Annotated in this window: 18 protein-coding genes; 12 read left to right on the top strand and 6 right to left on the bottom strand. The window is 60.9% G+C overall.

The annotated features are described in order from the left end of the window. Positions 1 to 76: 76 nt before the first annotated feature. Both ACP7AL_RS21560 and ACP7AL_RS21555 read left to right on the top strand, forming a co-directional pair. The gene (locus ACP7AL_RS21560) at positions 77 to 1,174 is read left to right on the top strand and encodes an anhydro-N-acetylmuramic acid kinase (protein ID WP_425994143.1); all 1,098 of its coding nucleotides are present in this window, start codon (positions 77 to 79) and stop codon (positions 1,172 to 1,174) included. Positions 1,175 to 1,383: 209 nt separating this feature from the next. After that, positions 1,384 to 2,058, top strand: a complete 675-nt coding sequence (locus tag ACP7AL_RS21555; protein WP_425994141.1) for a glutathione S-transferase family protein — start codon at positions 1,384 to 1,386, stop codon at positions 2,056 to 2,058. A 78-nt stretch (positions 2,059 to 2,136) separates the two neighbouring features. Here ACP7AL_RS21555 and ACP7AL_RS21550 read toward each other — a convergent pair whose 3' ends face one another. After that, positions 2,137 to 2,784, bottom strand: coding sequence for an alpha/beta hydrolase (locus ACP7AL_RS21550; protein ID WP_006020406.1), 648 nt, complete (start codon positions 2,782 to 2,784; stop codon positions 2,137 to 2,139). Between the two features lie 242 nt (positions 2,785 to 3,026). On the opposite strand from ACP7AL_RS21550, the gene ACP7AL_RS21545 reads away from it, so the two are divergent. From ACP7AL_RS21545 to ACP7AL_RS21510, 8 genes are all read left to right on the top strand, one after another. Next, the gene (locus tag ACP7AL_RS21545; RefSeq protein ID WP_425994138.1) at positions 3,027 to 4,190 is read left to right on the top strand and encodes a cysteine desulfurase family protein; all 1,164 of its coding nucleotides are present in this window, start codon (positions 3,027 to 3,029) and stop codon (positions 4,188 to 4,190) included. 82 nt (positions 4,191 to 4,272) lie between these two features. Next, the gene (gene sufB / locus ACP7AL_RS21540) at positions 4,273 to 5,751 is read left to right on the top strand and encodes a Fe-S cluster assembly protein SufB (RefSeq protein WP_006020408.1); all 1,479 of its coding nucleotides are present in this window, start codon (positions 4,273 to 4,275) and stop codon (positions 5,749 to 5,751) included. Then, positions 5,748 to 6,506 carry a Fe-S cluster assembly ATPase SufC gene (gene sufC, locus ACP7AL_RS21535; RefSeq protein ID WP_425994136.1) on the top strand — a complete coding sequence of 253 codons (759 nt, stop codon included), beginning with the start codon at positions 5,748 to 5,750 and terminating at the stop codon, positions 6,504 to 6,506. The genes sufB and sufC overlap by 4 nt, the downstream gene beginning before the upstream one ends. A gap of 12 nt (positions 6,507 to 6,518) precedes the next feature. Further along, positions 6,519 to 7,844: a Fe-S cluster assembly protein SufD gene (gene sufD / locus ACP7AL_RS21530; RefSeq protein WP_425994134.1), complete on the top strand. Its 1,326-nt coding sequence runs from the start codon at positions 6,519 to 6,521 to the stop codon at positions 7,842 to 7,844. Continuing rightward, on the top strand, positions 7,841 to 9,088 hold the full coding sequence (locus ACP7AL_RS21525; protein ID WP_425994467.1) for a cysteine desulfurase: 1,248 nt from the start codon (positions 7,841 to 7,843) through the stop codon (positions 9,086 to 9,088). The genes sufD and ACP7AL_RS21525 overlap by 4 nt, the downstream gene beginning before the upstream one ends. Beyond that, a complete protein-coding gene (locus ACP7AL_RS21520; protein ID WP_425994132.1) occupies positions 9,085 to 9,465 on the top strand; it encodes an SUF system Fe-S cluster assembly protein in 381 nt (126 codons plus the stop codon). The genes ACP7AL_RS21525 and ACP7AL_RS21520 overlap by 4 nt, the downstream gene beginning before the upstream one ends. 75 nt (positions 9,466 to 9,540) lie before the next feature. After that, positions 9,541 to 9,945 carry a HesB/IscA family protein gene (locus ACP7AL_RS21515; RefSeq protein WP_024577578.1) on the top strand — a complete coding sequence of 135 codons (405 nt, stop codon included), beginning with the start codon at positions 9,541 to 9,543 and terminating at the stop codon, positions 9,943 to 9,945. Between the two features lie 92 nt (positions 9,946 to 10,037). After that, positions 10,038 to 10,577: a TfoX/Sxy family protein gene (locus tag ACP7AL_RS21510; RefSeq protein ID WP_425994129.1), complete on the top strand. Its 540-nt coding sequence runs from the start codon at positions 10,038 to 10,040 to the stop codon at positions 10,575 to 10,577. On the opposite strand, the gene ACP7AL_RS21505 is transcribed toward ACP7AL_RS21510, so the two are convergent. The 5 genes from ACP7AL_RS21505 to parE all read right to left on the bottom strand — a co-directional run bounded on the left by ACP7AL_RS21505 (position 10,522) and on the right by parE (position 16,591). Continuing rightward, the gene (locus tag ACP7AL_RS21505; protein WP_006020415.1) at positions 10,522 to 11,589 is read right to left on the bottom strand and encodes a GGDEF domain-containing protein; all 1,068 of its coding nucleotides are present in this window, start codon (positions 11,587 to 11,589) and stop codon (positions 10,522 to 10,524) included. The two genes, ACP7AL_RS21510 and ACP7AL_RS21505, sit on opposite strands and share 56 nt — an antisense overlap. Positions 11,590 to 11,722: 133 nt before the next feature. Next, positions 11,723 to 13,141, bottom strand: a complete 1,419-nt coding sequence (locus tag ACP7AL_RS21500) for a DEAD/DEAH box helicase (protein ID WP_425994127.1) — start codon at positions 13,139 to 13,141, stop codon at positions 11,723 to 11,725. A 337-nt stretch (positions 13,142 to 13,478) separates the two neighbouring features. Then, the gene (locus tag ACP7AL_RS21495; RefSeq protein ID WP_425994125.1) at positions 13,479 to 14,249 is read right to left on the bottom strand and encodes an SDR family NAD(P)-dependent oxidoreductase; all 771 of its coding nucleotides are present in this window, start codon (positions 14,247 to 14,249) and stop codon (positions 13,479 to 13,481) included. Positions 14,250 to 14,308: 59 nt separating this feature from the next. After that, a complete protein-coding gene (locus tag ACP7AL_RS21490; protein ID WP_425994123.1) occupies positions 14,309 to 14,497 on the bottom strand; it encodes a hypothetical protein in 189 nt (62 codons plus the stop codon). A gap of 42 nt (positions 14,498 to 14,539) precedes the next feature. Next, positions 14,540 to 16,591: a DNA topoisomerase IV subunit B gene (gene parE / locus ACP7AL_RS21485; RefSeq protein ID WP_425994121.1), complete on the bottom strand. Its 2,052-nt coding sequence runs from the start codon at positions 16,589 to 16,591 to the stop codon at positions 14,540 to 14,542. 170 nt (positions 16,592 to 16,761) lie between these two features. Here parE and ACP7AL_RS21480 point away from each other — a divergent pair, with 170 nt between their 5' ends. Both ACP7AL_RS21480 and ACP7AL_RS21475 read left to right on the top strand, forming a co-directional pair. After that, the gene (locus ACP7AL_RS21480) at positions 16,762 to 17,280 is read left to right on the top strand and encodes a DedA family protein (RefSeq protein WP_425994119.1); all 519 of its coding nucleotides are present in this window, start codon (positions 16,762 to 16,764) and stop codon (positions 17,278 to 17,280) included. A gap of 170 nt (positions 17,281 to 17,450) precedes the next feature. Next, positions 17,451 to 18,440 carry an MBL fold metallo-hydrolase gene (locus tag ACP7AL_RS21475; protein ID WP_425994116.1) on the top strand — a complete coding sequence of 330 codons (990 nt, stop codon included), beginning with the start codon at positions 17,451 to 17,453 and terminating at the stop codon, positions 18,438 to 18,440. The last annotated feature ends 52 nt before the right edge of the window (positions 18,441 to 18,492 follow it).

The following is an 18,492-nucleotide window of genomic DNA, read 5'->3' as shown; positions in this document are numbered from 1 at the left end:
CCGGCGTCGGATTCAACCAAGCGGTTGGGATCGGAATGCGCGCAAATGAGGGCATTTCTGCCCGAGGGAGATACCCTTGCTGAAGGCGATCGGGCTGATGAGCGGGACGTCCCTTGACGGGGTCGATGTTGCGCTGATTGAAACGGACGGTGAGCATATCGGTGCATTCGGCCCGACGGGTTATCGCGCCTACGCCGACAATGAACGGGAACTCCTGAGGCGGGCGCTTGCCGATGCGGCATCCGTTACCCAGCGCGACGCGCGGCCGGGTGTACTGGCAGACGCCGAGCGATTGGTGACGCGTGCGCACGCCGATGCCGTCGAGAATTTTTTTCAGACGAACACCTTGTCTCGCGACGCAGTCGATGTCGTCGGCTTTCATGGACAGACGGTCCTGCATCGCCCGGAGCAAAAGCTCACCATGCAGATCGGTGACGGTCGTGCGCTGGCCGCGTCACTCGGCGTGCCGGTGGTGTTCGATCTTCGCGCTGCTGACGTTGCCGCCGGCGGACAGGGCGCGCCATTGGTGCCCGTGTATCACAGCGCGCTGGTGCGAATGCTGGCTCGTTCAGGACCGACAGCGGTCGTGAACATCGGCGGCGTTGCCAACATCACCTATATCGACGGTGAGACACTGATTGCCTGCGACACGGGTCCCGGCAACGCGCTGCTTGATGACTTCATGCTGCGCAGAACCGGTAAGGCGGTGGATCGCGACGGGCAAGCAGCGGCGAAGGGCCGCGCTGATGGTGAGTGGATCGCGAAGGCGTTGCGCCGTCCATTCTTCACCGCGCCGCCACCGAAGTCGCTTGACCGAAACGACTTTGCCACGTTGACCGTGGACAGCATGAGCACGGAGGACGGCGCCGCGACGCTGACGGCTTTCACAGCCGCCTCGATCGCGATGATCGCGCCGAGGCTCCCTCAGATTCCCGAAAACTGGATCGTTGTGGGCGGCGGTGCCAGCAATCCCACCCTGATGCGGATTCTGGGCGAGCGCCTGGCGCCTGCCACCGTGACGCGTGGCAGCGACCTCGGATGGTCCGGGGATGCCATCGAGGCGCAGGCCTTCGCATACATGGCCGTTCGCAGCCTCAAAGGTTTGCCGCTGACATTTCCGGGAACGACCGGCGTCACCGTGCCGCTCACGGGCGGGATCCTCGCGAAACCGTGACTTGAATGCATTTGCATGGATGTTGACAGGTCCATGCATCCGCATTTAATTTAATGCATGTGCATGGAAGGAATCGCGATGCTGGTCGCCGAGCTCATTTTCGCAGTTCAGATCATTCGTGATGGCGTTTGGCGCTACATGCGTCAGACCACATCGAATGTTGAAAGTGACAGACCGCCACCATGCTCGCATGAGTGGAGGAAAATGACGTGACCGAGAAACTCAAGCTCATCAGCCACAAGCTCTGCCCCTATGTTCAGCGCGCGGTGATTTCTCTGACCGAAAAAGGCGTGCCGTTCGAGCGGATCGATATCGATCTCGACAACAAGCCCGAGTGGTTTCTGAAGATTTCGCCGCTTGGTAAGGTGCCGGTGCTTCAGGTCGGCGACAAGGTTGTCTTCGAATCTGCAGTCATTCTCGAATATCTCGAGGAAACCCAGCCCAGGCCGCTGCATCCTCAGGATCCGCTGACCCGCGCCGAACATCGCGCGTGGATGGAGTTCGGCTCGGCGGTGCTGGGCGACATCTGGGGGCTGGAAACGGTCACCGATGAAGCTGCCTTCAACGTCAAGGTGAAGCAGGCGACCGAAAAGTTCGCTCGCCTTGAGGCAACGCTTGTCGCAGCTCCGTGGTTTGACGGCGAATCCTTCTCGCTGGTCGATGCGGTGTTTGCGCCGGTGTTCCGCTACTTCGATACGATCGATGAGATCGGTGACTTTGGCATACTCGCCGACAAGCCGAAGATCGCGCGCTGGCGCAAGAGCCTGCGCGAGCGGCCATCAGTGCGCGATGCCGTGAGCCCGGAATACTCCGCGCTGCTGCGCGCCTTCATGAAGAAGCACAAGTCGTATCTTTCCCAACTGGACCAGCGTGCTGCTGCCTAAAGGCGCAGGTCCAGTCACAAGAATGGCGCGGAATGATCCCTCATCCGCGCCATTTCTGTTTTTGGACAGTGGTTGTCGTCAGCGGACGTTGGCGAGCCGCATGTCGAGATATGACGTTACCGACTCCATCAGCGGCTCCATCTTGTCGACGAAGAAGTGGTTGGCGCCGGGAATGACCTGCTGATCGATCACGATTCCCTTTTGCGTCTTCAGCTTCTCGACCAGTGTCGTGACGTCCTTCGCCGGCGCTACGATGTCCTTGTCGCCATGAACGATCAGGCCGGACGAGGGGCAGGGCGCGAGGAACGAGAAGTCGTAACGGTTGGGCTCCGGCGCGATCGAGATGAAGCCTTCGACTTCAGGACGGCGCATCAGAAGCTGCATGCCGATCCATGCGCCAAACGAGAATCCGGCAACCCAGCAGGCGCGGGCTTCAGGATTGATGGTCTGTGCCCAGTCGAGGGCGGATGCAGCGTCCGACAGCTCGCCGGTTCCGTGATCGAATTGTCCCTGGCTGCGGCCGACGCCGCGGAAGTTGAAACGCAGCACCGAAAAGCCGCGCGCCACGAACGCATAATAAACCTGATACACGATCGGGTGATTCATGTTGCCCTGGAACTGCGGATGCGGATGCAGCACCATCGCAATCGGCGCGTTTTTCTGCTTCGCCGGGTGGTAGCGGCCTTCAAGACGGCCGGCGGGGCCGGTGAAAATGACCTCAGGCATCAAAGTTCCTTTGAAGCGTCGTTGTGCAGGCCGGCAGGCCTTAAGCAAACGATATGTCTCTCGAATGTTGTCACGGCGCGCGGTACGCGCGATGAACGGCTGCCGCGTTCTAGCATGGGGCAAGGGGCAAAAAGCAAGCATATTGAGCCTGCAGGAACTATCTAGGAGGTCCGGATTGCTGATTATTTTCATGCGATTGTGCGGTAAAGCGCCCTTCGGACCGGACTGGATCGTCAGACGTTATGCGTGATCGCGTCTATCTCGACTGGAATGCAACGACGCCGCTGCGGCCGGAAGCCCGTGCGGCGATGGCGGCTGCGTTCGACGTCAGCGGCAATCCGTCGTCGGTGCACAGCGAGGGTCGTGCGGCCCGGAAGCTTATCGAGGACGCGCGCGGAGCTGTCGCTGCCGCCGTCGGCGCGGATCCGCGGAGTGTTGTCTTTACATCCGGCGGTACGGAGGCGAACGCGCTGGCCCTAACGCCTGGACTGCGCCGAGGCGGCCGAGGGCCGGCACAGCGGCTGATTGTCTCCGCCATCGAGCATCCGTCGGTGCTCGCGGGTGGGCGATTCGCCCAGGGCGCCATAGAGATTGCGCCGGTGTTGCCTTCGGGCGTGATCGATCTGGAGAGACTCGCGGCGGCGCTGGCGAGTGGTCCTCCCGCTCTGGTTTCGGTCATGCGGGCGAACAACGAGACCGGGGCGATCCAGCCCATTCCCGAGGTGGCTGCGCTGGTTCATGAAGCCGGGGGCATCCTGCATGTCGATGCGGTTCAGGCATTTCTCAAAATACCAATCAATATCAAGGCGCTCGGCGCGGATATTCTCACGGTTTCTGCGCACAAGATCGGCGGTCCCAAGGGCGTCGGGGCGGCTGTCGCTGCGGATGGGCTGGAGGGGCTGCACGCGCAGGTGCGCGGCGGGGGACAGGAGCAGGGCCGCCGGGCCGGAACCGAGAATGTCGCCGGAATAGCGGGCTTTGGAGCGGCCGTCAGAGCCGCCGCCGGTTCCATGGACGTTGACGCGGCGCGCATGAAAGCCCTTCAGGCGCGCCTTGAAAGTGGCCTCAGGGACCATCGGGACACGGTGATCTTTTCGGATACCGCGCCACGGCTTCCCAACACCACGCTGGTCTCGGCCCTCGGGCTCAAGGCTGAAACAGCGGTGATCGGATTCGATCTGGAGGGCATCGCGGTATCATCGGGGTCGGCCTGTTCCTCCGGCAAGGTTCAGCCATCCCATGTCCTCCAGGCGATGAAGGCTGATCCAGCGCTTCTGCTGGGAGCCATTCGTCTCAGTCTGGGGTGGGACAGCACGGAAGCGGACATAGATCGCTGTCTGAAGGCTTGGAGAAAGCTCTCAGGTGTATTAGGTAAGGCTCATGCAATCGGGCTTGAACGGTTCTAACGTTCGCGCAATGCGTGTACTCAAGCCTTCTACAACTTAAATGGTCCACCGCGGTCCTTGAAACCGCGAGCGGAGGATTGAAATGCCGGCCGTACAAGAGACGGTCGATCGGGTTCGCCAGATCGACGTCGATCAATATCGTTATGGATTCGAGACCATCATTGAATCCGAGAAGGCTCCAAAAGGGCTTTCCGAAGACACCGTCCGATTCATCTCCGCCAAGAAGAACGAACCTGAGTGGATGCTCGAGTGGCGTCTGGAGGCGTTCCGACGCTGGCTGACGATGGAAGAACCGACCTGGGCGCGCGTCGATTATCCAAAGATCGACTATCAGGATCTCTATTACTATTCCGCGCCGAAGAAAAAGGCGCTGGCCTCGCTCGACGAGGTCGATCCGGAAATTCTGAAGACCTACGAAAAGCTGGGTATTCCGCTGCGCGAGCAGGAGATGCTGGCCGGCGTTGTGCGCCCTGAAGGCGAGCGCCGTGTTGCGGTCGATGCCGTGTTCGACTCGGTCTCTGTTGCCACGACCTTCCAGGCTGAGCTGAAGGCCGCCGGCGTGATCTTCATGCCGATCTCGGAAGCGATCCGCGAACATCCCGATCTGGTGAAGAAATATCTCGGCACTGTGGTGCCGACCTCAGATAACTATTTCGCGACGCTGAATTCGGCGGTGTTCTCCGACGGGTCGTTCGTCTACGTGCCGCCGGGTGTGAAATGCCCGATGGAGCTGTCGACCTACTTCCGCATCAACGAGCGCAATACCGGCCAGTTCGAGCGCACGCTGATCATCGCCGACAAGGGCGCTTACGTTTCCTATCTCGAAGGCTGCACCGCGCCACAGCGCGACGAGAACCAGTTGCACGCCGCCGTGGTCGAACTCGTCACCCATGACGACGCCGAGATCAAATACTCGACGGTGCAGAACTGGTATCCGGGGAACTCGGAAGGCAAGGGCGGCATCTACAACTTCGTCACCAAGCGTGGCGATTGCCGCGGCAAGAACTCCAAGATTTCGTGGACGCAGGTCGAAACCGGCTCCGCGATCACCTGGAAGTATCCGAGCTGCATCCTGCGCGGCGACAACTCGCGCGGCGAGTTCTATTCGATCGCGATTTCGAACGGCTACCAGCAGGTCGATTCCGGCACCAAGATGATCCATCTGGGCAAGAACACGACCAGCCGCATCATCTCGAAGGGCATCGCCGCCGGCGTGTCGCAGAACACCTATCGCGGCCTCGTCACCGCACATCGCAAGGCGACGGGCGCGCGCAACTTCACCGCCTGCGATTCGCTGCTGATCGGCGACAAGTGCGGCGCGCACACCGTGCCGTATATCGAAGCGAAGAACTCGTCGGCGCTGTTCGAGCACGAGGCGACGACGTCGAAGATTTCCGAAGACATGCTGTTCTATTGCGTGCAGCGCGGACTGAGCCAGGAAGAAGCGGTGGCGCTGGTCGTCAACGGCTTCGTCAAGGACGTGTTGCAGCAATTGCCGATGGAATTTGCGGTCGAGGCGCAGAAGCTGATCTCGATCTCCCTGGAAGGAAGTGTTGGATGACCGCGTTACTCGAAGTCAAAGGCCTCAAGGTTCAGGTGGAAGATAACGAGATCCTGCACGGTCTCGACCTCACCGTGAACCAAGGCGAAGTTCACGCCATCATGGGGCCGAACGGCTCCGGCAAGTCGACGCTCAGCCATGTCATCGCCGGCAAGCCGGGCTATGACGTGACCGCTGGCGAAATCCTGTTCAAGGGCGAAGACCTGCTTGAGATGGATCCCGACGAGCGCGCCGCCAAGGGCGTGTTCCTCGCGTTCCAGTATCCGGTGGAAATTCCCGGCGTCACCACAATGAATTTCCTGCATACCGCTCTCAATGCGCAGCGCAAGGCGCGCGGCGAGACGGAGCTGATGGCGCCTGAATTTCTCAAAAAGGTTCGCGAGATCGCCAAGTCGCTCAACATTCCGATCGATATGCTCAAGCGCGGCGTCAACGTTGGCTTCTCCGGCGGTGAGAAGAAGCGCAACGAGGTGCTGCAGATGGCGCTGTTCCAGCCAAGCCTGTGCATCCTCGACGAGATGGATTCCGGTCTCGACATCGACGCACTGCGTGTCGCCGCTGACGGCGTCAACGCGCTGCGCTCAAAGGACCGCGCGATGGTCGTTATCACCCACTATCAGCGTCTGCTGAACTACATCGTGCCGGATTTCGTCCACGTCATGTCGAAGGGCCGCGTGGTCAAGAGCGGCGGCAAGGAACTGGCGCTGGAACTGGAGAAGTCCGGTTACGCCCAGTTCGAAGACAAGGCAGCGTAAGCGGGTCCAATCATGAACGTTGCATTGGTTAAGCCCACGACGGACCATGCGCTTGGCGAGCTGTTCGCCGCAGCGCGGGGCCGTTTGCCCGGATCGGGGCCGGTTGCCGAGGTTCGGCAAAACGCCTTCGACGACTTTGCGCGTCTCGGCCTTCCGCACCGGCGCATCGAGGAATGGAAGTACACCGATCTGCGCGCGCTGCTGCGCGAGATCGCGCCGCTGGCACCGGCGCCGGATCAGGCTGATCTCGCGCGTGCGGCCAAGGCGGTAAAGTCGCTCGGCATCGACAGCACCCAGAAGCTTGTGCTGGTGGATGGCGTGTTCGCGCCGCAGTTGTCGGACGTGACGGCGCTGGAAGCGGGTGTCCACCTGCGGACGCTGCGTGAAGTTCTGGAAGACGGCAGCAACAAGGTCCGTTCCGATCTGCTGCAAACCAGCGTGGCGTCGGATGCGATGATTTCGCTGAATGCCGCGCTCGCGACGGATGGCGTTGTGATCGATGTCGTCGAAGGCGCTGCGCTCGCAAAACCGATTCATATCGTTCATGTGGCCACCGACTCGGGCACGTCGCTTGTCACGCGCTCGCTGCTGAAGGTCGGGAAGGGTGCTCGCGTCACGTTCGTCGAGAGCTTCGTAGCAGCGGAAGGCGCGAAGTCGTATCAGACGCACGATTCCGTCGTGATCTGGATCGGCGATGAGGCTGAACTTCAGCACGTTCGTCTGATGGAGGATGCGCTCGATGCCGCCAACATCTCGACCGGCATTTTCACGATCGGCGCCAAAGCCAAACTCAATACGTTCAACCTGACCAACGGCGGCAATATCAGCCGCTATCAGGGCTTCATCACGTTCGCCGGCGAAGGCAGCGAACTGACCACCAACGGGGTCAATCTGCTCGGCGCGCGCCGGCATGGTGACACCACGCTGGTGGTCGATCACGCGGTGCCGCACTGTTCCAGCCGCGAGGTGTTCCGCTCGGTGCTCGACGATCGCGCCCATTCGGTGTTCCAGGGCCGCATCATCGTGCGTCCCGGTGCGCAGAAGACCGACGGCAAGATGATGACGCGCGCCTTGCTCCTGTCGGATGAGGCCGAAGCGGACAACAAGCCTGAACTCGAAATCTTCGCGGATGACGTGACCTGCGGTCACGGCGCCACGACCGGTGCACTTGATGAAAGCCTGCTGTTCTATCTCCGCGCGCGCGGCTTGCCCGAGAGGGAAGCGCAGGCGCTTCTGATCGCTGCGTTTGTCGGGGAGGCTATCGAGTCCATTGCCGACGATAACCTTCGCGACTTTGCAGTCGCCGCTGCCGAGCGATGGCTGGCGACGCGAGGCTGATCATGCATCCGGCAGTTGCCAACGGCTCATATGATGTCGAGCGTGTCCGCCAGGATTTTCCGGCGCTGGCGCTGAAGGTTTACGGCAAGCCGCTGGTTTATCTCGACAACGCGGCATCGGCTCAGAAGCCGAATGCCGTGCTTGACCGCATGACGGAAGCCTACAAGTCCGAATATGCCAACGTTCATCGCGGTCTGCACTATCTCGCCAACGCTGCGACCGACGCCTATGAGGGCGGCCGCACCAAGGTTGCGCAGTTCCTGAACGCAAAGCGCAATGAAGAGATCATCTTCACACGCAATGCCACCGAAGCGATCAATCTCGTGGCGTCGTCCTGGGGCGAGCCGAACATCAAGGCCGGCGACGAAATCGTGCTCTCGATCATGGAGCATCACTCCAACATCGTGCCGTGGCATTTCCTGCGCGAACGGTACGGGGCGGTCATCAAGTGGGCGCCGGTCGATGACGAGGGCAACTTCCTGATCGACGAGTTCGAGAAGCTGCTGACGCCGAAGACCAAGCTGGTCGCGATCACGCAGATGTCGAATGCGCTCGGTACTGTTGTTCCGGTCAAAGACGTCGTGAAGCTCGCGCATGCGCGCGGCATTCCGGTGCTGGTGGACGGCAGTCAGGGCGCGGTTCATCTGAACATCGATGTGCAAGACATCGGCTGCGATTTCTACGTCTTCACTGGCCACAAGCTCTACGGTCCGACCGGGATCGGCGTGCTGTACGCGAAATACGATCATCTGGTCGCGATGCGCCCCTACAATGGCGGCGGCGAGATGATCCGCGAGGTCGCCAAGGACTGGGTGACCTATGGCGATCCGCCGCACAAGTTCGAGGCGGGCACCCCGGCCATTGTCGAGTCCATCGGGCTTGGCGCTGCCATCGACTACGTCAATTCGATCGGCAAGGAACGTATTGCCGCCCACGAGCACGATCTCCTGACCTATGCCACCGACCGGCTGCGGGAAATCAACTCGATCCGGATCATTGGGACGGCGAAGGGCAAGGGTCCGGTGATCTCTTTCGAAATGGCCGGCGCGCACCCACATGATGTGGCGACGGTCATAGACCGGGGCGGCATTGCGGTGCGGGCAGGCACCCATTGCGTCATGCCACTTCTGGAGCGATTCAACGTGACGGCGACGTGCCGTGCCTCATTCGGCATGTATAATACGCGGGCTGAAGTCGACCAGCTGGCACAGGCGCTGATCAAGGCGCGGGAGCTATTCGCATGAACGACACCATCCAGGCCGCTGAACCAGCGGCCCTGAAATTCGACACCCAGTCGGCGCTTCCTGCCGAGGAAACCGAGCGTCTCGGGACGGATATCGTTGCCGCGCTGAAGACGGTTTTCGATCCGGAAATCCCGGCGGACATTTACGAACTCGGCCTGATTTACAAGGTCGATATCAAGGACGACCGCTCCGTCGATGTGCAGATGACGCTGACGACGCCGAACTGTCCCGCCGCCGGCGAGCTGCCGACCATGGTTGAGAACGCGGTTGCCAGCGTTGCTGGTGTGGGTCCCGTTAGCGTCAACGTGGTTTGGGAGCCGACCTGGACCCCTGACCGGATGTCCGACGAGGCGCGCCTCGTCCTCAACATGTGGTGAGTTGAGACGACTCAGTTAGCTTCAGTATTTATCTGCATTTCAGGGTGGCCTTGAACCGCCACGAGGAATGAACAAATGACCGGTATGACGCCAAATGCTCCCGCGCCCTCCAAGCCCGCTGTGCGCCCCCGTCCGCAGGTGATGCGTCTGACGGAAGCGGCTGCGTCGCGCGTCAAGGAACTGTCTGCGCGTGCGGACTCCGAGATCGTCGGCCTTCGTGTCGGCATCAAGAACGGCGGCTGCGCCGGCCAGTCCTACACTGTCGAATATGCCCACGAGGTCCGTCCGACCGACGAGGTCGTGGAAGACAAGGGCGTGAAGGTTCTTGTCGATCCGAAGGCCGTGCTGTTTTTGCTCGGCACTGAGATGGACTACAAGGCCGACAAGATGCAGGCGCAGTTCATCTTCAACAATCCCAATCAGGTCAGCGCCTGCGGCTGCGGCGAGTCCGTCCAGTTGACCCCGGCCAAAGTCGGCTAATTCGTCCGGCTTTTTAGTTTTCGCGTAGTCTGGTCGCAAAACCGATACCACCCTTGGGTCGAGCCCGGGGGCAAGCTTTTGCGGAAGACGCGATGGACCGCGACTATCTCATCGATCTTTTCTCTGAGTTCGGGCCCGTCGTCCTGCGCAGGATGTTCAGCGGTTACGGCATCGTCGCCGACGATGTGAACTTCGCCATGGCGCTGCGCGCCGGAATCATCTTCAGGGTCGATGAGCAGACGGAAGCGCGTTACGAGGCCGAAGGCGTAAAGCCATTCCAGTATGAGACCCGGAACAAGACGGTCATTGTGAAATCCTACCGGCATCTGCCGGAGCGGCTCTACGACGATCCGGAGGAGCTGGCGGTCTGGGCCCGCGAGGCTGTCGGAGCCGCGAAGCGCGCTGCTGCTAAAAAGGCCGGCGTGAAGAAACGCTCAGGCCAGCGGAGCGCGCCGACGAAGGCTGCGCCTCGCAAGTCGGGAACAGGCAAGAAAGCAAAACCGCCCGCGGTCAAGAAGGCCGCCCTGAAAAAGGCAGGCCGAAAACGAGCCCGAAACGGTTGTCCGGAAAAAAGCGCTAGGCGACCTGAATGCGGTCGGCCGGAGAGAATTCCGGATCGGCTTCGCAGATGACGCGGTTGCGGCCGTTGCGTTTGGCGGCATAGAGACAGGCGTCCGCACGCTCGATCAGCCGTTCGCGATCGTCGCCGGGCTGAAGCATCGACACGCCGACCGAGATGGTGACGCGGCCGAGGATCTCGCCTGTCGACTTCTTCTTGAGCTGCTTCGACATCACCGCGCGGCGGATGTTGTCGGCAACCGTCAGGGCCTGCCGCAAGGCAGTGTTCGGCAGCACCACGGCAAACTCCTCGCCGCCATACCGCGCCGTGATGTCTTGCCCCTTGATCGTCTGCTTCAGCGACATCGCGACAAGGCGCAGCACCTGGTCGCCGGTGAGATGGCCATAGTTGTCGTTGAACGATTTGAAATGATCGATATCCAGCATCAGCAGGGATAACGGCTCTCCGCTCTCGGACGCATGCGCCACGGCGCCTTCGAGGGCGCGATCGAAGAACTTGCGGTTGCCGAGCGAGGTAAGTGGATCCGTCAGGCTCTCGGTGCGTATGGCTTCGAGGCTGTGCTGGAGGCTGCTGATCTGCTGCTTGGATGTGGCAAGGCGCGCTTCCAGGGCCTTGTTTGTTTCCTGCATCTCCCGGGTCGATGCCACCAGCGCCTCGACCACGGCCTTGACCTGCTCGCGATCCTTGGCGCCGGACAATTTCTGGGTGGCGCCTTCGAGGCTGCGTCCGAATGTAGAGGTCATTCCCAGCGCGTCGGTGATGAGATTCATCACGTCGTCGATTTCGTTGATCACCCGCGCTCCGACCGTGTCGATGCGCTCCGAGGTCCGGTGCTGGGAAAGATAGGTTTCGTAGATCTGCTCGAGATCGGCTTCGGTCAGCTTGCCGTTGCGCGCGAGTGTCTCGTTGATGATCTTGTTGAGAGCGGAATTGTAGCCGGTCGCGTAGATGTACCAGATTTCGTAGTTGCGAGGCACGGCGTTCTGGCGCAGGGATCGAATCTGGCCCAAAGCAACTTCGGCGAACGCCATGGTGCGTTCATATTCTTCCAGCAGGCCAATCACGTTCCGTGCCCTTCAAGGCAAGCTTCTGCATGCCCTTTAACGAAATGGCTAAAAGTATCGGATGCAAGTTAAGGGACGAGAATGAATGACCCGTAAACGGTTCCAGTCCGCAGACGGGTCAATTGGTTGGGGGTTAACCGCGAGCGCGGACCGGCCGCAGGAGAAACGCGGGCAGATGCGAGTGGTCTGCCGGTTCGGCATGCTGTTCGCGGGCTGATGCTGCGGGCATCGCGCGTCCGATCGACGGGACTTGCGACGCCGGCTTTTCGGCGGCATGGGGCTTCCGCTCAGAACCTTCCGTCTTCCGGGACTTGTTGCGGCCGCCACGGGTCCGCTGCGAGTCGCGGCGCGGCTTGCGCTCTTCCGGCGCACGCTCGGCCTGCTGTTCGCCGGCGGTTGATGGCGAGGCTTCGGTGCTTGCAACAACCGGGGTTACTTCGGCGCGAGCGATTGGCTGACCGATCAATTTCTCGATCGCGGTGACGGACTTCTGGTCCGCCGGGCTGACGATCGAAATCGCGGTCCCGAGGCGTCCGGCGCGGCCGGTGCGGCCGATGCGGTGAACGTAGTCGTCCGGATGATGGGGAACGTCGAAATTGATGACGTGGCTGACTTCGGGAATATCAAGACCGCGGGCGGCGACATCGGAGGCCACCAGCAAGGGAAGTTCGCCCTTGCGGAACTGGTCGAGCGAGGCTGTGCGAGCCGACTGATCCATGTCGCCGTGCAGGGCGCCGACGCTGAAGCCATGCTTCTGGAGGGATTTGTAAACCACCGCGACGTCGCGCTTGCGGTTACAGAAGATGATCGCGTTCTTGAGGTCCTTGGCGTCGCGCAGCAACTGCCGTAGCATTTCGCGCTTTTCGTGCGGTTCGCGGCCCACGCCGACCTGCGATTGAGTCACGGTGATCGCGGTGGAGGCGGGTTTGGAGACTTCGACCTTCTCAGGATTGTGAAGGAAAGTCTCGGTGATGCGCCGGATTTCCGGCGGCATGGTCGCCGTGAAGAACAGGGTCTGCCGGGTGAACGGGACCAGCTTGCAGATACGTTCGATGTCCGGAATGAAGCCCATGTCGAGCATGCGGTCGGCTTCGTCGATCACCAGCAGTTCGACGCCGGTGAGAAGCAGGCCACCGCGCTCGGTGTGATCCAGCAGGCGGCCGGGTGTGGCGATCAGCACGTCGACGCCGCGCATCAGCTTGGTGTCCTGATCGCCGAACGAGACGCCGCCGATGAGCAGCGCGACATTCAGTTTCTGGCCGGCGCCGTACTTGTCGAAATTTTCCTTCACCTGCGCCGCGAGTTCGCGGGTCGGTTCAAGGATGAGGGTGCGCGGCATGCGAGCCCGGGCGCGGCCTTTTTCGAGCAGCGTCAGCATCGGGAGCACAAAAGCGGCAGTCTTGCCGGTGCCGGTCTGGGCGATGCCGAGCACGTCGCGCCGGGCGAGAACGTGGGGGATCGCTTTTTCCTGGATGGGGGTAGGGGTTGTATAACCGGTGGCCGCAACAGCAGCGAGAACCTTGTCGGAAAGGCCGAGATTGGAAAAGGACATTGAGCCTCGAGTCGAAATCGCCGTTCGGACTCTGGAAATTTCTGTCGCGCTCACCCCGGAACGGCACGCTTTAAGGGCACGGGGAGGACATATTTGCCGACAGCGGCTGGCCAGGAAATCGCGTCTCGATTCTGACCGCGTTGCAGCGGAACATAGGCTCGATCCCGCGAAAGTCAATGAATTTAAGGGTTAAACGGCTGAAAAAGCTTAATACGACAATAAGTTGAAGGGTTTCTGGCGTTCAGAATCGGGCCATATGAACCGCCTTTTTGTAGCAGGCGACTATGACATACTCGCTGGAACGCCCGGAGCATGTGCATTCGGTCGAGCGGCCCTATCAGCCCTGCGCGGAATATCCGCCGTCGACCGGGATCGCGGTGCCGGTGACGAAATCGGAGGCGGGCGACGCGAGAAACACGGCAGCGCCTGCGAGATCGTCGATGGTGCCCCAGCGCTTCGCGGGCGTCCGATTCAGCACATTCTCGTTCAGTGCCGGCAATTGTTCACGCGCCTTGCGGGTCAGGTCGGTATCGATCCAACCCGGAAGGATCGCATTGGCCTGGATATTGTCGACCGCCCAAGACGACGCGATTGCTTTGGTGAACTGCACGATACCGCCCTTGCTCGCGGCATAGGCCGGCGCGAAACCCGCACCGAAGATGGACATCATCGAGCCGATATTGATGACCTTCCCGCCGCCAGCCTTCTTCATCGCTGGGTAGGCGGCCTGGGCGCAGAGAAAGGCGCTGGTGAGATTGGTGTCGATGACTGCGTGCCAGTCGTCGAGACTCAACGTGTGTGCAGGGTTGCGGATATTGATCCCGGCATTGTTGATGAGGATATCGAGCCGGCCGAATGCCTTCATCGTGGCCTCGACCATGCCAGCAACCGCGTTCTTGTCAGTCACGTCGACAGCGACTGCCAGCGCCTTTGCGCCAAGCGTCTCGATCTCGCGGGCTGCGCTTTCGGATTTTGCCTGGTTGCGTCCGGCAATAACGACGCTGGCGCCTGCTCGGGCCAGACCCCGTGCCATGCCAAGGCCAATGCCACCATTGCCGCCGGTCACGATGGCGACCTTGCCGGTGAGATCGAATGAGGATTTTTGCATGCTGTCTCCGCTGCGGTCTTCGCCGCTCGCGGGATCAGATCATATCGAGATGCCGCCGCCTAGCGGCGTTGCGCGATGATAATCATCAGCAATCCAGCGATGCCCAGTGCGGCGCCGTAGTAGGCCCATTGCATCTGGCTGATCATGAAGCTGGACTGCGGCCAGTTCACATAACCGGTGCCCTGACCGATCCAGAGCAGTCCGACCAAAAGCGCGAGTGTGCCAACAGTGAGGAGAAGTGTTTTCATATAGACACTACGCCTCCTGCCGGGATTGGTTTCACGAGCGGGCTATACGTCCAGCATGTCCTCGCTAGCGAACTCGGCCTTGTCGGAAATGAAGGCGAAGCGGGCTTCGGCCTTGGTGCCCATCAGGCGTTCGACGGAATCGGCTGTGCCTTCGCGATCGTCCGGCAGCAGCACGACACGCAACATGGTACGCTTGGTTGGGTCCATCGTGGTTTCCTTCAACTGCGCCGGCATCATTTCGCCGAGGCCTTTGAAGCGTCCGATGTCGACCTTGGCGTTGGCGTGGAATTCCTTCTTCAGGAGTTCATCGCGATGCGCTTCGTCGCGTGCGTACACCGTCTTGGATCCGTGGGTGAGGCGATAGAGCGGCGGCACGGCGAGATAGAGATGACCTTCGTCGATCAGGCGCGGCATCTGCCGGTAGAAGAAAGTGATGAGCAGCGAGGCGATGTGCGCGCCGTCCACGTCCGCGTCGGTCATGATGATGATGCGTGAGTAACGCAAATCCTCCTCGCGATACTGCGCGCCGATCCCGGCTCCGATCGCCTGGATGAGGTCCGCAAGCTGCGCGTTCGAGGTCAGCTTGTCCTTGGTCGCGGATGCGACGTTGAGGATCTTGCCGCGGAGCGGCAGGATCGCCTGTGTTTTGCGATCGCGCGCCTGCTTGGCGCTGCCGCCTGCGGAGTCGCCTTCCACGATGAAGAGTTCGGAGCCCTCAGTGGCGCTGTTGGTGCAATCCGCCAGCTTGCCGGGCAGCCGCAGCTTCTTCACCGCGGTCTTGCGCGAGGTTTCCTTCTCGGCGCGTCGGCGCAGCCGCTCGTCGGCACGCTCCACCACAAATTCCAGCAGCTTGTTGGCCTGCAACGGATTGCCCGTCAGCCAGTGATCGAACGGGTCCTTGATGGCCTGTTCGACGATCTTCTGGGCCTCGGCGGTCGCCAGCCGGTCCTTGGTCTGGCCCTGAAATTCGGGCTCGCGGACAAACACCGACAGCATCGCGGCGGCACCGACCATCACGTCTTCGGATGTGATGGATGAGGACTTCTTCCCCTGACCGATACGTTCGCCATAGTCCTTGAGGCCGCGCAGCAGCGCGCTGCGAAAACCCGCTTCATGCGTGCCGCCGTCGGGCGTCGGAACCGTGTTGGTGTAGGACGACAGAAATCCGTCAGCATCGGCAGTCCAGGCGACGGCCCATTCGCAGGCGCCATGAGCGCCGTTGCGGCCGGACTTGCCGGAGAAAATATCAGGGTGCACCAGCGTGTCCGCGTGGATCGCTGCCGCGAGATAGTCCTTCAGGCCGCCAGGGAAATGGAAGGTGTCTTCCTCAGGAACATCATCGACGCCCTTGAGCAATTCCTTGTCACAGCGCCAGCGAATTTCGACGCCGCCGAACAGATACGCCTTCGAGCGCGCCATCTTGAACAGGCGCTGAGGCTTGAAGACTGCCTTGGTGCCAAAGATATCGGTATCTGGCTTGAAGCGGATGGTCGTGCCGCGACGGTTGTTGATCTTGCCCAGTTCTTCGAGCTTGCCCTTCGGCTTTCCGCGCTCGAACGTCATCCTGTAGAGCTTCTGGTTGCGCGCGACCTCGACCACGAGTTGCGAGGAGAGGGCGTTCACCACCGACACGCCGACGCCGTGCAGGCCGCCAGACGTCTCATAGACCTTGGAGTCGAACTTGCCGCCGGCGTGCAGCGTGCACATGATGATTTCGAGAGCGGACTTCTTCGGAAATTTCGGGTGCGGATCAACCGGAATGCCGCGTCCGTTATCGACGACCGTGAGATAGCCGTCGGCGCCGAGATGTACCTCGATGAAAGTTGCGTGACCGGCGAGTGCTTCGTCCATCGAGTTGTCGATGACTTCCGCGAACAGGTGATGCAGCGCCTTCTCGTCGGTACCGCCGATGTACATGCCGGGACGGCGGCGAACAGGCTCCAGGCCTTCCAGCACCTCAATGTCGCGCGCGGTATATCCGGCCTCTGCACCTGACGGCTTGGCCGCAGCCTTCGCAGGTGCGCCCGGCTTCCTGCCTGAAGCCGCAAACAGGTCAGAGTCAGTTTTTTCTTTTTTATTCAGTGATTTAGCCATGCTTCTTAAATCTTGATATATCGTGATCGGGGGGCGAATCGCTGGCTGTTACTATGCCATGGTTACGGCGGCAAATGTGACGCAGGCGGTTCCCAAACATGGCGGCTGCTGGCCGTGGTATTCCGGATCAGGGGAACCGGCAGATTCGATAAGCCGGATTGGGACATTGCATGACGTTTGAGGAAATGACCCGCGGACTCGCGGAATTTGTCCGCGATCATCAGATGTGGGCGATGCCCGTTGTTTTCGGGCTCGCCTTTGCGGAGTCGCTGGCCTTTCTCTCGCTCATCATTCCGGCGTGGGGCGCACTGGTTTCCATCGGTGCGCTGATCGGTGTCAGCGGAATCAATTTCTGGCCGATCTGGATAGCAGGCGGACTGGGCGCAGCATGCGGCGACTGGTTATCCTACTGGATCGGAGTCAGATTCCACGATCGCATCGCCCACATGTGGCCAATGTCCAGCTTCCCCGACATGTTGCCGCGCGCCGAACGCTTCATGAAGAAGTGGGGGGTGCTCGGTATTTTCATCGGCCGCTTTTCGGGACCGTTGCGCGCAACCGTTCCACTGGTCGCAGGCGTCGTCGAAATGGAATACTGGCATTTCCAGTTCGCGAATTTTACCTCGGCGTTCGTGTGGTCCGGCCTTCTGATGGCGCCCGGCATCATGGGCGTCAAAATGCTCATGTGACGGCGCGCGCTCAAACTATTTTGTGATCGGGAATAGCTGTCGCGAAGTGGTGTTAAATTGACACGCCGGTTGTCGTGCGTGGACAAGCTGCGAATGAGTTGCAACAGGGCAGCATGCGAACGACCGCGAAGAACCGCGGCATTGAATTTCACAAACCGGGAGAAAACACGATGGATTTGACACGACGTCATGCACTGGCTGGCGCTGCCGCTCTCACCGCTGCTCCGCTGTTGCCGGTTCTTCCCGCGAAAGCCGCGGCACCCGCTGCGGGCAAGCAAAACGCCGGCTTCTATCGCTACAAGGTTGGCGACGCGGAAGTGACCGTCGTCTCCGACGGGTCCACCACATTTCCGCTTGCTGACAATTTTGTGACGAATGCGAAGAAAGAGGAAGTGAATGCCTCGCTCGAAAAAGCATTTCGGCCGCGCGACTCAGTCACGATCTATTTCGGGCCGCTCGTGATCAACACCGGCGGCAAACTGATCGTCATCGATACAGGCAACGGCCCCGGCGCATTCGCAAGCAGCAAGGGCACCATGGGACAGTTCGCCAGCAATCTTGCCGCCGCGGGGATCGATTCCAAGGCAGTCGATATGGTGGTAATTTCGCATTTCCATGGCGACCACGTGAACGGATTGCTCACCGCCGACGGTCAGCCGGCGTTTGCGAATGCCGAGGTGCTCGTGCCATCCGTCGAATGGAAATACTGGATGGACGATGGGGAGATGAGCCGCGCGCCGGCAGGCCGCATGGAAGGTCTGTTCAAGAACAACCGCCGCGTTTTCGAGGCTGGTTTGAAGAAGAAGGTCACGCCCTACGAGTGGGGCAAGGATGTCGCGCCCGGCCTGCTCGCAGTCGAGACCATCGGCCACACGCCCGGTCACACGTCGTACGTACTGTCTTCCGGCGCGGACAAGGTGTTCATCCAGTCGGACGTCACCAACAATCCGGACCTGTTCGCTCGCAATCCCGGCTGGCAGGCGTTCTTCGATCAGGATGGTCCGCAGGCCGAAGTCACCCGGCGCAAGGTCTATGACATGCTCGCGGCGGACAGGATGCGCGTACAGGGCTTCCATTACCCATTCCCGGGTCTTGCCAACATCGAGAAGGACGGCACCGGCTATCGCTGGGTGCCAGCTCCCTGGAATCCGACTATCTGATCCGCGGATGATCGCTTGACGGAAAATGGGCGCGGACTTATATCCGCGCCCA

Origin of the sequence: Afipia sp. DC4300-2b1, assembly GCF_049895725.1 — a bacterium.
Lineage (GTDB): Bacteria > Pseudomonadota > Alphaproteobacteria > Rhizobiales > Xanthobacteraceae > Afipia > Afipia broomeae.
This window is presented reverse-complemented; position numbering and strand designations above follow the sequence as displayed.

What these genes read in the sequence shown, in the direction of transcription:
- ACP7AL_RS21550 (WP_006020406.1), bottom strand. Translation starts at nt 2,784, where the DNA reads ATGCCTGAGGTCATTTTCACCGGCCCCGCCGGCCGTCTTGAAGGCCGC.
- ACP7AL_RS21545 (WP_425994138.1), top strand. Translation starts at nt 3,027, where the DNA reads ATGCGTGATCGCGTCTATCTCGACTGGAATGCAACGACGCCGCTGCGG.
- sufB (WP_006020408.1), top strand. Translation starts at nt 4,273, where the DNA reads ATGCCGGCCGTACAAGAGACGGTCGATCGGGTTCGCCAGATCGACGTC.
- sufC (WP_425994136.1), top strand. Translation starts at nt 5,748, where the DNA reads ATGACCGCGTTACTCGAAGTCAAAGGCCTCAAGGTTCAGGTGGAAGAT.
- sufD (WP_425994134.1), top strand. Translation starts at nt 6,519, where the DNA reads ATGAACGTTGCATTGGTTAAGCCCACGACGGACCATGCGCTTGGCGAG.
- ACP7AL_RS21520 (WP_425994132.1), top strand. Translation starts at nt 9,085, where the DNA reads ATGAACGACACCATCCAGGCCGCTGAACCAGCGGCCCTGAAATTCGAC.
- ACP7AL_RS21515 (WP_024577578.1), top strand. Translation starts at nt 9,541, where the DNA reads ATGACCGGTATGACGCCAAATGCTCCCGCGCCCTCCAAGCCCGCTGTG.
- ACP7AL_RS21510 (WP_425994129.1), top strand. Translation starts at nt 10,038, where the DNA reads ATGGACCGCGACTATCTCATCGATCTTTTCTCTGAGTTCGGGCCCGTC.
- ACP7AL_RS21500 (WP_425994127.1), bottom strand. Translation starts at nt 13,141, where the DNA reads ATGTCCTTTTCCAATCTCGGCCTTTCCGACAAGGTTCTCGCTGCTGTT.
- ACP7AL_RS21495 (WP_425994125.1), bottom strand. Translation starts at nt 14,249, where the DNA reads ATGCAAAAATCCTCATTCGATCTCACCGGCAAGGTCGCCATCGTGACC.
- ACP7AL_RS21490 (WP_425994123.1), bottom strand. Translation starts at nt 14,497, where the DNA reads ATGAAAACACTTCTCCTCACTGTTGGCACACTCGCGCTTTTGGTCGGA.
- parE (WP_425994121.1), bottom strand. Translation starts at nt 16,591, where the DNA reads ATGGCTAAATCACTGAATAAAAAAGAAAAAACTGACTCTGACCTGTTT.
- ACP7AL_RS21480 (WP_425994119.1), top strand. Translation starts at nt 16,762, where the DNA reads ATGACGTTTGAGGAAATGACCCGCGGACTCGCGGAATTTGTCCGCGAT.
- ACP7AL_RS21475 (WP_425994116.1), top strand. Translation starts at nt 17,451, where the DNA reads ATGGATTTGACACGACGTCATGCACTGGCTGGCGCTGCCGCTCTCACC.